The sequence below is a fragment of the Rhodococcus sp. MSC1_016 genome, from assembly GCF_023667485.2.
GTDB classification, from domain to species: Bacteria; Actinomycetota; Actinomycetes; order Mycobacteriales; family Mycobacteriaceae; genus Rhodococcus_F; species Rhodococcus_F oxybenzonivorans.
In genome coordinates this window covers 126,810-139,158 of the sequence record NZ_JAMOZI020000003.1, presented here as the reverse complement: position 1 = coordinate 139,158, position 12,349 = coordinate 126,810, and the positions used below count along the sequence as shown (strand labels likewise).

12 protein-coding genes and 1 pseudogene are annotated in these 12,349 nt (G+C 63.9%); 9 read left to right on the top strand and 4 right to left on the bottom strand.

Annotation, left to right across the window (positions count from 1 at the left end; all coding sequences use genetic code 11):
• Positions 1-112: 112 nt before the first annotated feature.
• A complete protein-coding gene (locus L1080_RS37860; protein WP_250775888.1) occupies positions 113-772 on the top strand; it encodes a TetR/AcrR family transcriptional regulator in 660 nt (219 codons plus the stop codon).
• Between the two features lie 260 nt (positions 773-1,032).
• Here L1080_RS37860 and L1080_RS37855 read toward each other — a convergent pair whose 3' ends face one another.
• Both L1080_RS37855 and L1080_RS37850 read right to left on the bottom strand, forming a co-directional pair.
• Positions 1,033-1,551 carry a hypothetical protein gene (locus tag L1080_RS37855; RefSeq protein WP_109336404.1) on the bottom strand — a complete coding sequence of 173 codons (519 nt, stop codon included), beginning with the start codon at positions 1,549-1,551 and terminating at the stop codon, positions 1,033-1,035.
• Positions 1,538-1,915: a hypothetical protein gene (locus L1080_RS37850; RefSeq protein WP_109336405.1), complete on the bottom strand. Its 378-nt coding sequence runs from the start codon at positions 1,913-1,915 to the stop codon at positions 1,538-1,540. The genes L1080_RS37855 and L1080_RS37850 overlap by 14 nt, the downstream gene beginning before the upstream one ends.
• 320 nt (positions 1,916-2,235) lie before the next feature.
• On the opposite strand from L1080_RS37850, the pseudogene L1080_RS37845 reads away from it, so the two are divergent.
• From L1080_RS37845 to L1080_RS37825, 5 genes and pseudogenes are all read left to right on the top strand, one after another.
• Positions 2,236-3,381 (top strand): annotated as a pseudogene (locus tag L1080_RS37845) (IS701 family transposase).
• Positions 3,382-3,781: 400 nt separating this feature from the next.
• Complete coding sequence (locus tag L1080_RS37840; protein WP_109336406.1) at positions 3,782-4,888, top strand: NDMA-dependent alcohol dehydrogenase; 1,107 nt, start codon at positions 3,782-3,784, stop codon at positions 4,886-4,888.
• Between the two features lie 28 nt (positions 4,889-4,916).
• Positions 4,917-5,927: an NAD(P)/FAD-dependent oxidoreductase gene (locus L1080_RS37835; protein ID WP_109336407.1), complete on the top strand. Its 1,011-nt coding sequence runs from the start codon at positions 4,917-4,919 to the stop codon at positions 5,925-5,927.
• A 26-nt stretch (positions 5,928-5,953) separates the two neighbouring features.
• The gene (gene fdxA / locus L1080_RS37830; protein ID WP_109336408.1) at positions 5,954-6,271 is read left to right on the top strand and encodes a ferredoxin; all 318 of its coding nucleotides are present in this window, start codon (positions 5,954-5,956) and stop codon (positions 6,269-6,271) included.
• Between the two features lie 85 nt (positions 6,272-6,356).
• Positions 6,357-7,352, top strand: a complete 996-nt coding sequence (locus tag L1080_RS37825; protein ID WP_109336409.1) for a R2-like ligand-binding oxidase — start codon at positions 6,357-6,359, stop codon at positions 7,350-7,352.
• A 178-nt stretch (positions 7,353-7,530) separates the two neighbouring features.
• Here L1080_RS37825 and L1080_RS37820 read toward each other — a convergent pair whose 3' ends face one another.
• Both L1080_RS37820 and L1080_RS37815 read right to left on the bottom strand, forming a co-directional pair.
• Positions 7,531-7,665: a LuxR C-terminal-related transcriptional regulator gene (locus L1080_RS37820; RefSeq protein WP_109336410.1), complete on the bottom strand. Its 135-nt coding sequence runs from the start codon at positions 7,663-7,665 to the stop codon at positions 7,531-7,533.
• 122 nt (positions 7,666-7,787) lie between these two features.
• Positions 7,788-8,444 carry a response regulator transcription factor gene (locus L1080_RS37815; protein WP_109336411.1) on the bottom strand — a complete coding sequence of 219 codons (657 nt, stop codon included), beginning with the start codon at positions 8,442-8,444 and terminating at the stop codon, positions 7,788-7,790.
• Positions 8,445-8,546: 102 nt separating this feature from the next.
• On the opposite strand from L1080_RS37815, the gene L1080_RS37810 reads away from it, so the two are divergent.
• The 3 genes from L1080_RS37810 to L1080_RS37800 all read left to right on the top strand — a co-directional run bounded on the left by L1080_RS37810 (position 8,547) and on the right by L1080_RS37800 (position 12,301).
• On the top strand, positions 8,547-9,884 hold the full coding sequence (locus L1080_RS37810) for a sensor histidine kinase (protein ID WP_109336412.1): 1,338 nt from the start codon (positions 8,547-8,549) through the stop codon (positions 9,882-9,884).
• Between the two features lie 510 nt (positions 9,885-10,394).
• Complete coding sequence (locus tag L1080_RS37805) at positions 10,395-11,879, top strand: aldehyde dehydrogenase family protein (RefSeq protein ID WP_040270050.1); 1,485 nt, start codon at positions 10,395-10,397, stop codon at positions 11,877-11,879.
• 11 nt (positions 11,880-11,890) lie between these two features.
• Entirely contained in the window at positions 11,891-12,301 is a 411-nt protein-coding gene (locus L1080_RS37800) for an SCP2 sterol-binding domain-containing protein (protein ID WP_040270049.1), read from the top strand.
• The last annotated feature ends 48 nt before the right edge of the window (positions 12,302-12,349 follow it).

Sequence of the window (12,349 nt, the reverse complement as noted above, 5' to 3'; positions counted from 1 at the left end):
ATGAAGACCAATGGTCTCTGTGCGAGACCCTTAGTATCATAGTGGTCGAGGCGTGGGATAGAGTCCACCCATACCCAAAGCCGAACGGCACGAATCGGAGGAAAGCGCGGCCATGACCGACCCGGCCCCTCCGGCGACCGACCCGGTCGCCGCGGACGACGAGCAGGCCGATCCGCGGCTGGCACGCTCACGCAACCGGTTGCTCGACGCGGCCACCTATCTGCTGTCCACCGGCGGTGTCGAGGCGGTCACCGTCGAGGCGGTCACCCGCGTGTCGAAGGTCGCGCGCGCCACCCTCTACCGGCACTTCGGCAGCACCACCCATCTGCTCGCGGCCACCTTCGAACGGCTGCTTCCCCACGTCGACGCCCCCACCGGCACCGCCTCGGTGCGCGAGCGGCTCATCGCGCTGCTCACCACCCAGGCCGACCTCATCGAACAGGCCCCGGTGCAGATGACCACCCTGGCCTGGCTGGCGATGGGCTCCATCGGCGACGACCACACCGACCCGGCCGCGGTCACCTCGCTGCGCGCCCGCGTCATCGAGCAATACCGCCAACCGTTCGACCAGGTCCTCACCAGCCCCGACGCCCGCGCCGTGCTCGGCGAGCTCGACACCACCTTCGCCATCATCGAACTCATCGGCCCGATCGTGTTCGCCCGCCTCACCGGACTACGCACCATCGACCACGACGACTGCGCCCGGCTCGTCGACAACTTCCTCGCCACCCACCCAACAGCCACGGCCGTAAACGCACCGACCGACGACTGAATCGTCGACCGCCCTCACCCCGACCGTGGTGTCCACCTCCGGACCGTACAGCGCCCGGACCGAAGAGAGATACGTAGGCCGCACCTGATCGCTCCGATCAGAACAGGGTGTCGCGCACGCGAAGTGGCCGGTAGCCGGTGGGGCGAGTTCGGCGTCGATGTCGACCAAGATGGATACGAACCGATCAGCGAAGCATCAACTTCCAGCTGCTCCGCCAACCGCGCCATCGCCACCGGCGGCGCGGGCCAGTGCCGCTAACGTCAGCCCGCAGCAATCGGCGGACTCCCGCACGTCGCGGCCCTTGCCGCCCGAGGCCTCCGCGAAACAGCGCACGGTGCGGCTCGGCACCGGCGCAGGACCTGGAAGGTGCGGACCGCGGCCAGCAGCGGTCGAGCGGTGGGTGGGACGGCGAGTGCGCCGGGTGCGGCCCGCTGCGGCGGGATTCCAGCCAGCAGGACATCGGCGCGATCGCTGAGTGCGGTGATCGGTATCGAGACCAGGGTGCCGTAGCCGACGCCGGTGATCAGCGCGGTGGCGAGCGCACCGGCGCGGACAGGATGGGCGATCCGCTCCCGGATCCGGGCGGCGGTCTCGGCGGTGAACGGGCCGGTGGTCAGCCCCGGACCTACCATGTAGGGCAACTGCTGCGGTGGTAGCTCGAGCCGATAGCCGTGCAGGGCGAATCCGTGCTGGGCGAATCCGTGCTGGGCGGCGCGCAGCATGGTGACGGTGTGCCGGTTGGTCGGACTCTCTGCACCAGCGCGGTCAGCAACACTCACAGGTGTGACGGTTCCACCGGACCGTCCCCGGTGGCCGGCGCGCACGGTGGTCGAGTTCTGCGGTGTCGCAGTCGGCGAGCCAGCGGCACGCGGTGCGGCCATGGTCATAGAGCTCGGCGATCCGGTCGGACTCGGCGCGCGGAAGCTGTTCGCGCGCCACGGCGCGGAAAGCGCCGGTGTCGACGTTCGGGAGCGGTGGCAGCGGACTCGGGTCGAACGTCGAGGCGGCAGGTGAGGGCGGCGCCGCGGTGGTGCGACGGTCGGTGACATCGGCGAGCCGATCGGTGATCCGGTACGGCACGTCGTCGAGCACGAGCCGCGCCGGGGCGTCGCCGGTGTGCCAAACCAGACGTGCTGCATTCACCGAGATCTGATCTCCTACTATGCCACGACCCTCTTCCTCTTGGGACCTTCACGACCCAGTGTTCACGATGTCCTCACTCAGGGGGAAGGGCCCGAGGTCGACGGTGGGGCGCGTGTGGAGGGCTACGTCTATCGCCGGGTCGCGACCCGGCGATCCCTTCGCCGCCGGTCATCACCCACGCTCGTCGCGCAGATCCACACCACACCGTGACCCGTCCCGTGACACTCCAATCGCTCTACGACGCCCCGACCCCGCCGACAGAGGCTTAGTACTGCAACGACAGTTTGTGACTAATGGGACTGTTGTGGTAATTGATCTGTGTGCAGTCAGAGGTGCTGGAGTGGTCAGCGGGGTTCACGGCGTTCTGTACGCGGTTCGCCCACCGGTTTTCGCGGGTGGAGTCGCGGCGGCGGATGGGCGCGTATGTGCGCGGACTGCTCGGTGAGGTCGAGCGCAAGAACGGATGGACACTGGCCGAGGCGGCCGGTGATGCGGGCCCGGAGGGCATGCAGCGGCTGCTGAACTTCTACTCCTGGGACTGCGAGGGCTCCGCGACGACGTGCGTGAGGTCGTGGTCGAGACGATCGGTGACGCCGACAATGGCGTGTTGATCGTCGACGAGACAGGGTTTTTGAAGAAGGGCACGCGCTCGGCCGGGGTGGCCCGGCAGTATTCCGGCACGGCCGGACGGATCGAGAACAGCCACTGGGATCGGGGTGTTTCTCGCCTACGCCTCCGACCGGGGCCGGGCGCTGATCGATCGGGAGTTGTATCTGCCGAAGGCCTGGACCGAGGACCGCGATCGGTGCCGGGCCGCCGGGATCGGCGACGAGGTGGCTTTCGCGACGAAACCCGAACTGGCGCAGACGATGATCGAACGGGCTCTCGATGCCGGGATGCCGTTCGGATGGTTCGCCGGTGACGAGGCCTACGGGCAGGTCGGCCGACTCCGGATGTGGCTCGAATCCCGTGGTGTGGCCCATGTTCTCGCCGTTCCGAAGTCGCAGATGGTGATCTCGATGGAGTTGCGTCAGCGCCGGGCCCACGCCGTGATCGCCGACCTGCCGGCGACCGCGTGGCAGCGGATCAACTGCGGCGACGGCGCCCACGGACCCAGGCTCTACGACTGGGCGGTCGTAGACATCCGGCCACTGCGAGAACGCGGTCGCGGTCACTGGCTGCTGGCCCGACGGTCGATCACCGACCCCGACGAGATTGCCTACTACATCTGCTACGGCCCCGCCGACACCGAACCCGCCGAACTGGTCCGGGTGGCCGGCAGTCGCTGGGCGATCGAGGAGTGCTTCCAGACCACCAAGAACGAGACCGGACTCGACCACTACCAGGCGCGTGGGTACCCGGCCTGGTACCGGCACATCACCTTGTCGATGGCCGCGGCCGCCTTCCTGACGATCCTGCGCCGCGGTGCTCAAAAAGGGGATCTCCAGCCGGTTCCCGAGATCTAATACCTCTGACAATCAACGAGATCCGGCGATTGTTCAACCGCGTCGCCTGTCCGGTGCAACACGCCCTCGTCCACGTCTGGCACTGGTCGAACTGGCGCCGAGCCAGCCAGGCCAGAGCCCGCGCCAGCCACTACAAACGTCGACATCACAAACTGTCGTTGCAGTATTAGGCCCTGACCTCTCGGAGGGTTCGTGCCGCCCGAACCCGGGGGCACAAGCCAACGACAACTACCGCGGGCGGGCCCCTTCCGACCGACCTCACAGGCCGGTCTAGGTGGCTTTCTGACGTGCCGCCATTGGCGCGTTCGGGCCAAACGTGGCGCGTAAGGACCGTGCGGTGACGTAGACCACACGCGCACAGTAGACGTGTCTCGGGTGACTGATGAATGGAGAAAATGGGATGAAAACTAAGGCTGCGGTCCTATGGGGGCTCGGCGAGAAATGGCAGGTCGAAGAACTCGATCTCGACGATCCCAAGCCTGGCGAGGTGATGGTCAAGCTCACAGCCAGCGGCTTGTGCCACTCGGACGAGCATCTGGTCACGGGCGACATCCCGATTCCCTTCCCCGTGGTCGGTGGCCACGAGGGTGCTGGAATTATCCACAAGGTCGGAGCCGGCGTCACCGATGTCGAAGAGGGCGATCCCGTCGTCCTTTCCTTCCTGCCCGCGTGTGGGCGATGCAGCTATTGTGCTCGGGGAATGACCAATTTGTGCGACATGGGCGCTTCCATCATTCTGGGGCCACAGCTTGACGGCACCTACCGGTTCCACGGTCGCGGTCAAGATATCGGGCAGATGTGTGTGCTCGGCACTTTCAGCGAGTACACCGTGGTCCCGGTGGCCAGCGTCGTGAAGATCGATCAAGGCTTCCCACTCGACCGGGCCGCACTAGTCGGCTGTGGCGTGACGACCGGCTTCGGTTCGGCGGTTCGCACAGGCGAACTGCGCCCCGGCGACAGTGCGGTCATCATCGGAGTGGGAGGTATCGGCAGTAACGCAGTGCAGGGCGCGCGGATTGCTGGTTGCCGCTATGTGATTGCGATCGATCCGGTCGCATTCAAACGTGAGAAGGCACTCGAGTTCGGTGCAACGCATGCCTTCGCCACTGTCGATGAGGCATGGCCGGTGGTCGCGGATCTCACCCGCGGGCAGCTGGCAGATGCATGCATCATCACCACGGATGTCGCCGAAGGTTCCTACGTTCTCCCGGCCCTGTCGTTGGTCGGAAAGCGCGGTCGAGTGGTCGTCACCGCCATTGGCCATCCGGATGAGGATTCTTTTTCCGGGTCACTCTTCGAACTCACCCTGTATGAGAAGTCGATCAAGGGATCCCTCTTCGGCTCGTCCAACCCTCAGATGGATATTCCTCGTCTCCTCGAGCTCTACAACCTCGGCCAACTCAAACTCGACGAGCTCATTACCAAGGAGTATGCGCTCGAGGACATCAATGATGGCTACGAAGACATGCGTCAGGGACACAACATTCGCGGGTTGATCCGCTTCTAATCCCTGGACTGACAGAGAGATCAGCGGAATGGATAGTACGGAATATTCAGTCGATGTCGACCTGCTCATCGTCGGTGCCGGCCCGGTGGGTCTGTACGGCGCCTACTACGCGGGCTTCCGCGGACTGTCGGTCGCGGTCATCGACGCACTACCGAACCCGGGTGGACAGATCACAGCGATGTACCCGGAGAAGCCCATCTTCGACATCGCCGGGTTCCCAGCGATCAAGGGACAAAAGCTGATCGACGGGCTTCTCGAGCAGGGCGCACCGTTTCAATCGACGTATCTGTTAGGTCAGCAGGCGGTCAGTCTCGACCCAGTCGGTGACCGGTGGAAAATCGTCACCAGCACGGGCCAGCAGATTCTGGCGTCCGCTGTCGTCATTACCGCCGGGGTGGGGTCGGTGTCGCCTCGCCCTCTGCCCTGCGGCGAAGAATTCACGGGCAAGGGTGTGCAGTATTTCGTCCCCAAGCTCGATGTGCTCGATGGGCAAGATGTGCTCGTGGTCGGGGGCGGCGACTCCGCCGTTGACTGGGCGCTGGCTTCGGTTGAGCGTGCCCGGTCGACGACCCTGGTGCATCGCCGCAAGCAGTTCCGCGCCCACGCACACAGCGTCAAGCTGTTGCAGGAATCGTCCTGCCGTCAGCTGGTCGACGCCGAGATCACCTCATTGCACGGAAATGGCAGCGTCGAATCCGCCGTGGTCAACGTCAAAGCCGCCGCCGAGCCGGTCACCGTGCCGTGCACGTTGGTCGTCGCCGCCCTCGGGTTCACGATGCAGCTGGGTCCGCTCGCGAACTGGGGACTCGAACTAGAGAACCGGTCGATCCTGGTCGACACCGCGATGAGAACCAACCGCAACGGCATCTTTGCTGCCGGTGACATCGCCACATATCCAGGCAAAGTGAAACTCATCGCGGTCGGTTTCGGGGAGGTCGCCTCCGCGGTGAACAACGCCGCGGCCGTTCTTCAGCCCGAGGTCGGTCTTGCACCCGGTCATTCCAGCGACAATGCGCCGGCATTCGCAGCCATCAGCTAGAAACCCAGATCGGAAAGGAGCTCGTCATGGGCTTCGTCATCGGCGAACATTGTATTGACATCATGGACAAATCCTGCATGGAGGAGTGTCCGGTCGACTGTATCTACGAGGGCGGGCGGATGGCGTACATCAACCCCACCGAGTGCATCGACTGTGGCGCGTGCGAAATCGTCTGCCCTGTGGAAGCGATCAAACCCATGCAACGTCTGGCCGACGAGTGGAAGCCTTTCAAGGAAGCTGCTGCAAACCTTTTCGAGACCGTTGGGAATTCTGGCGGCTCAACCAACGTCGAGGGAGCACTCGAGGATCCCGATTTCGTCAAGAACTTCGTCAAGGACGACTAACCGGGCGAGTCTCGCCTCCGACATATCACATGCATAAGTCGTCGCAGAACGCGGCGACGTCACCGAAAACTGTTAGGAGCAAAGCATGGAGCGCTCGATCACACACAACGGTCGGACCGGGTTCGGCAGCCTTACCCCCGGTGGCCTGAATCTCGACAACTTCCCGATGAAACTTTTCACCAAGGGCAACGGGAAGGTTTGGAATCCGGCGGATATCAACTTCACGCAGGATGCGGTGGATTTTGCCGCGATGAGCCCGGACGAGCAGCGGTTGACCATGGTGCTGGCCGCTCACTTCATCGGCGGCGAGGAATCGGTGACCCAGGATCTGCAGCCGTTCGCGGCGGCCATGGCTGCGCAGGGACGCCTCGGCGACGAGCTGTACCTGACCCAGTTCATCTACGAAGAAGCCAAGCACACCGAAGGTTTCCGACGTTTCTTCAACGCCATCGGCCACGAGAACACCGACCTGCACCAGTACGTCGAGTACAGCGATTCGTACAAGCAGATCTTCTTGGACGAATTGCCCAGCGCCCTTTACGCATTGGCCGACGATCCCTCTCCGGTGAACCAGGTGCGGGCGAGCGTGACTTACAACCACGTGGTAGAGGGTTGCCTCGCTCTGACCGGTTATTTTGCGTGGGCCAAGATGTGTCAGCGGCGCGGGATCTTGCCTGGCATGCAGCAGCTCATCAAGCATATCGGTGACGACGAGCGCAGGCATATGGCGTGGGGAACGTTCACGTGCCGTCGTCTCATCGCCGCTGACGATGGTAACTGGGGCGCGATCAGTGACCGTATGCAGGAACTGCTCAATCCCGCATTGAGTCTGATCGTCAGTCTCTTCAGCGAGTACGAGGATCGTGAGATTCCCTTCGGCATTACAATCGACGAGATGACCGACTACGCACTCGACAAGGTCAACCGTCGACTCGAATCGATGGAGAGTGCTCGCGGTGCCGATCCTGCGAGTATCGATCTCGACTACTCCCCCGCCGACTTGGAAGAGCGTTTCCACATCGAGGATCAGAAGGTAATCGCAGATTCCATCGCACAGGACGAGAACCTGGTCGGCAGCTAGCTGTTTCGTCTTGGGGCTGGCGTCGACCAGCCCCAAGACCCTTAGGGTGCTGCGCCGTTGAACGGACGGGCTTCACTCCCGGATCAGATGCACGCGCGTAGGCCCTCAGCTGTCGGCCGAGGGCTTCTCGTCTCAGGAATCGGCGTCGAGTAACCCGTAACGCCCCCATGGCCGCTGCTTAGATACGGTTTCGCGCCCCCACCCGTTGAATGAGTGAGGCGACCAGCCTCTTGGCTGTTCGTTCGCTGACATGCAGTCGCTCGGCGATTTCCGTTGTCTCCAGACCATGAGCGAGCAGGCTCCACAGTGTCACCTGTTGGGTGCCTGACCGGCGTCACCGAAGACTTCCCACCGGTGATCCCGCCCGAAGAGCGTGAAATCTTGCTCTATTCGGCCTCGAGGCGGGGCACTAAGCGAAATGTTCTAAGTCAGGTCTCAGGAATCGGCGTCGAGTAACCCGTAACGCCCCCCCATGGCCGCTGCTTCGATACGGTTTCGCGCCCCCACCCGTTGAATGAGTGAGGCGACCAGCCTCTTGGCTGTTCGTTCGCTGACATGCAGTCGCTCGGCGATTTCCGTTGTCTCCAGACCATGAGCGAGCAGGCTCCACAGTGTCACCTGTTGGGGGCCGAGCTTGTCTAAGAGATCATTTTCGGGCTTGCGACTACTGGTGAGTAATTTTTCGAGCAAGTCCGCCTCGACGACTTTCATTCCGGCGGCGAGGGCGAGTAGCGGGGCCACGAGCGCGTCCGCGTCGGACGACTTCGCCATGAATCCGTCCGCACCGCTCCGCAATGCACGCTCGGCCAAGGCGAGGTCCTCGGTGCCCGAGAGCGCAAGTATCCGCGTTGCGGGATAGGCTGCCCGTACTGCGGCGATGGCCTCCAATCCGCCTCGTGGCGGCAGAGTCAGGTCAATCGTCACAATGTCCGCTCGGTTCTTGCCGACCAGTGCTACCGCCTCATCGCCGTTCGTCGTGGTGCCGGCAACGTCGAAAAGATGGTCGGCCCTGGTGCCCAACAGGAGTTCGAGGCCCTGGGTGAAGAGCGCGTGGTCGTCCACAATAACTACGACGAGTGGGGAACCAGGCATAGGTTGTAGTGTGACACGCCCGATCGGCACACGGCGCTGTGAGGTCGCTTACGGCGCGGATCTGACAGGACCGATTCGGTGCGGCCTTGAGGAGTAACGATCATGTCGAGAAAGAACGACTCTGTCGTGGGAGCTGCTGCGACGAAGCCTGTTCAATGGAAGGAACCCGAGCGCGTCATCGCGGTGCTCCGGGTTCTGGTCGTCGTCAGCATCACCGTGGTCGTAGCGTTCGGAACGCCGATAAACCGCACATACCTGCCGCTGGCGGTGATCGGTCTCGGGTTCGCCTACACGTACGCCACTTACGTCTTGATTGCTGATCTACGAGGGCTGCGCCAGCTGCCCCAGGATGCGGTCGCAGCCCTCGACGGGGTGGTGTCGGTGACGGTGGCGGCCGCGACCGGTGCAGCAGTGAGCCACCTGGTCGCGGTTCTGCCTTTGGCGATCGTCGCGATCGCGGTACGCCAGGGGATGCGGCATGCCATTGTCGACGCAACATGTGTGGGTGCACTCTTTGCCGTGGTTACACTCGCCACCCCGCTGCCCGATGTGGCGACGGCGTACCGCATAGAGACGGCATTGTGGTGGTTCGGCTACCTAATTATGTTTGCCATATTGACCGGCACCCTGCGGAGCCTCCTCGATCGTGAACACGACCGGGCGATCCGGGCCAAGGCCGAGGCACTCTCGGAGCACCTGGCAGTTATCGAGGAACGCGATCTGCGCGCCAGACTGCTCGAAGCCCAAGCGATGCGAGATGATGGGCTGCGGGTGGTGCTGCACGAATTTCGCACGCCGATCTCTTCATTGAGTTCGTTGGCCAACTCCCTCACCACCCCAGGCCGGTTTGACGCCCAGGCCCAGGAAAGGGCAATCAGCCTGATTGCAGCACATAGCCGGCACCTCACCGACATGCTCGACAGTTTGGCCGATGTGGCGTTGCGGACGGGTGATCCCACCGGCGTCGCCCGCGTCCGGCGCACCGCATTGGACGAGCTTGCCCACGCGTCTATCGAAGCGGCGGGCATCTCGCGCGCGAACAGCAAGATCACCATCACACCTCCCGGCGCCGTGGTCCGCTGCGATGCCCACCGACTACGCCGTGTCATGACGAACCTTCTCGAGAATGCGCGACGGTACGGTGCGGACCATCCGGTGGAACTGTCCCTGGTTTGCACCTCATCGTCCCTGAAGGTCGAAGTCGGCGACCGCGGGCCGGGTTTGACCGATGACGAGACCACCCTGGTTACCCGCAAGTTCGTCAGCCTCGGCGAGCGAGGAGGCACCGCGGGGCTCGGATTGTGGATCGTCGCGGAAATATCGAGCGCGATGGGCGGTACCTTCGTCCTCGTGCCGCGCACCGGGGGAGGACTGATCGCCCGCGTCGTCATCCCACTGGACAGCCCCCCGGAGGCCCCAGCACGCGCCGGCACACGCTGATGCGACTCCTCCACGCCGAAAGGGCGGGAATCGGTCCCAGCCTCAACCTCTGCTCGTAATGCGGCGGCCCGCCGGCGCCGCCCACCACCTGCACTGCGCAGCGTCGGCCCGATCGCCGCCAATCAGGCCGTCAACCCGCCCGCGTAACAACATTGTCCACGAAAACTGGCACCACTCCGCGACAGGATCCGGTCACTACGGACGGTTCATCCCGGTGCGCCACAGCCAGTTCTGCCGTACTGATCCGGCGTACTTCTCGACCTTGCTCCGGTGCCGGGCTTACCCGTAGTGAACGGATCTGGGGGCGGCGGTTCCCCTGTGTGCGCATTGTGGGCGCTTTCTACCCGTCCACCCAGTGCTCGCTCGGTCGGAAGTCTCGGGCCTTCCAGCGCGGCCGCGACGGCCTGCTCGGGCCATCCATGGCCCGTACGCCCCGCGCGAAGACGTGACCTGGATCACCAGACTTGCCTCTGGTGCGCCGAAGTCCGGCGTCCTCAAGCAGGAGATTCGATGACCACGATCATCCCTGAAGGCACGGCACCGTCCTTGGAAGGTGCCGAGGAGAGCATCTTCATTGCAGGACAGCGACGCCCAGCGTTGAGCGGCAACACCCTGGACACCGTCGACCCAGGAAACGGGAAGGTCCTGACCCGGATCGCGCTGGGCACCAGTGACGATGTCGACGCCGCTGTGCGCTCGGCCCACGCCGCCCAGACCGAATGGGGCGCGCTCAAGCCCACGGCACGCAGTCGTGCGCTGGCCGAGCTCGCGCACCTCGTCGAACAGAACGCGGAGGAGCTTGCCATCCTCGAAACCCTGGACAACGGTAAGCCGCTCACGGAGTCACTCTTCCTCGACATGAGCATCGCAACGGAAGTCTGGCGATACTACTCCGGTAGTCCATCCCGGCTGACCGGCGATGTTCTGCCCGTATCGCCGCTGGTGGGCGAGGCCCTGACATACACGCGGCGGCAACCACTCGGTGTCGTCGGCGCCATCGTCCCATGGAACTTCCCGCTGCTGATCGCCAGCTGGAAGATCGCGCCCGCCCTGGCCGCAGGAAACGCCGTCGTTGTCAAGCCCAGCGAGATGACCTCGCTGACGGCGGTGCGGCTCGCAGAACTCGCCATCGAGGCAGGGCTGCCTCCGGGATTGTTCAACGTCGTAACCGGCTTGGGCCACGAGGCGGGACAAGCGCTCGTCGAACATCCGGGTGTGGACAAGATCACGTTCACCGGGTCGACGGAGACGGGTCGGCGCATCGTTGCCGCCAGTGCCCGCAACCTTGCGAAGGTGACGCTCGAGCTCGGTGGCAAGTCCGCCAACATCGTCTTCGAGGACGCTGACCTCGACGCAGTGGTCGAGGGTGCCCTGACAGCCATCTTCGTGAATCAAGGGCAGGTCTGTTGCGCCGGTAGCCGACTGTTCGTACACCGCAGCGTCCATGACGAGGTGGTGGCCCGACTGGTCGAGGCGACACAGGGAATCGTGACCGGGCACGGACTCGATGACGACACGCAGATGGGACCGTTGGTCTCGGAGAGTCAGCTCAACCGGGTCGAGGGTTTTGTCCAGGCCGCACTCGAGGAAGGAGCGGTTCTGCAGATCGGTGGCAACCGCCGCCCCGAGTCCGCCGGCTTCTTCCTCGAACCCACGATCTTCACCGGCGTCACCGATCACATGCGCATTGCCCGCGAGGAAGTGTTCGGCCCGGTTCTGTCGGTGCTGACCTTCGATGACGAGGCCGAGGCAATCGCCCGCGCGAACTCGAGCGAATACGGACTCGCGGCCGGCGTGTGGACGCGTGATGTGTCACGCGCACACCGGGTTGCGCACGCACTCGATGCGGGGACGGTGTGGGTCAACATGTACAACATGCTGGACCCGACCTCACCTTTCGGTGGTTTCAAGAATTCCGGGTATGGACGTGACCTCGGCGAGGAAGCGCTTCTCGGCAATACCCAGACCAAGTCGGTCTGGATAAATCTCGACTAAGGAGAAACGCAATGGGCGTCTTCAAGAACGACGACGATGTGTACAAGTATGTCGGTGGGGTGTTCACTCAGGGAGTTGCAGACCCCGAACTCGGACCGAAGTTTGCGGAGTCGGGTGTGACCCTTCGGATCACCTACACCGATCCGGATTCGGTGATCACCGTCGACTTTCCGAATGGCAAGGTCTACACCGGAGCGGGCGTCGGGCCCGACCCGAACGTCGAGCTGTTCATGTCGGCCGACAACGGAAACAAGTTCTGGCTCGGCAACCTCAATCTCCCCGTTGCCATGGCGAAGGGCACGGTGCGCGCCAAGGGGCCGGTGCCGAAGCTCCTCAAACTCATCCCTGCAGCGAAGACACTGTTCGACCCGTACCGAAAAATGCTCGCCGCCGACGAACGCGCTGATCTGCTGAACGCCTAAGTCACCCTGAGGGGGCGCGGCACGCCGATTTCGCCGCGCCGCGCCCCC

Excerpts from the sequence above, each read along its gene's own strand:
- L1080_RS37860 (WP_250775888.1), top strand. The coding sequence starts at position 113 with ATGACCGACCCGGCCCCTCCGGCGACCGACCCGGTCGCCGCGGACGAC.
- L1080_RS37840 (WP_109336406.1), top strand. The coding sequence starts at position 3,782 with ATGAAAACTAAGGCTGCGGTCCTATGGGGGCTCGGCGAGAAATGGCAG.
- L1080_RS37835 (WP_109336407.1), top strand. The coding sequence starts at position 4,917 with ATGGATAGTACGGAATATTCAGTCGATGTCGACCTGCTCATCGTCGGT.
- fdxA (WP_109336408.1), top strand. The coding sequence starts at position 5,954 with ATGGGCTTCGTCATCGGCGAACATTGTATTGACATCATGGACAAATCC.
- L1080_RS37825 (WP_109336409.1), top strand. The coding sequence starts at position 6,357 with ATGGAGCGCTCGATCACACACAACGGTCGGACCGGGTTCGGCAGCCTT.
- L1080_RS37815 (WP_109336411.1), bottom strand. The coding sequence starts at position 8,444 with ATGCCTGGTTCCCCACTCGTCGTAGTTATTGTGGACGACCACGCGCTC.
- L1080_RS37810 (WP_109336412.1), top strand. The coding sequence starts at position 8,547 with ATGTCGAGAAAGAACGACTCTGTCGTGGGAGCTGCTGCGACGAAGCCT.
- L1080_RS37805 (WP_040270050.1), top strand. The coding sequence starts at position 10,395 with ATGACCACGATCATCCCTGAAGGCACGGCACCGTCCTTGGAAGGTGCC.
- L1080_RS37800 (WP_040270049.1), top strand. The coding sequence starts at position 11,891 with ATGGGCGTCTTCAAGAACGACGACGATGTGTACAAGTATGTCGGTGGG.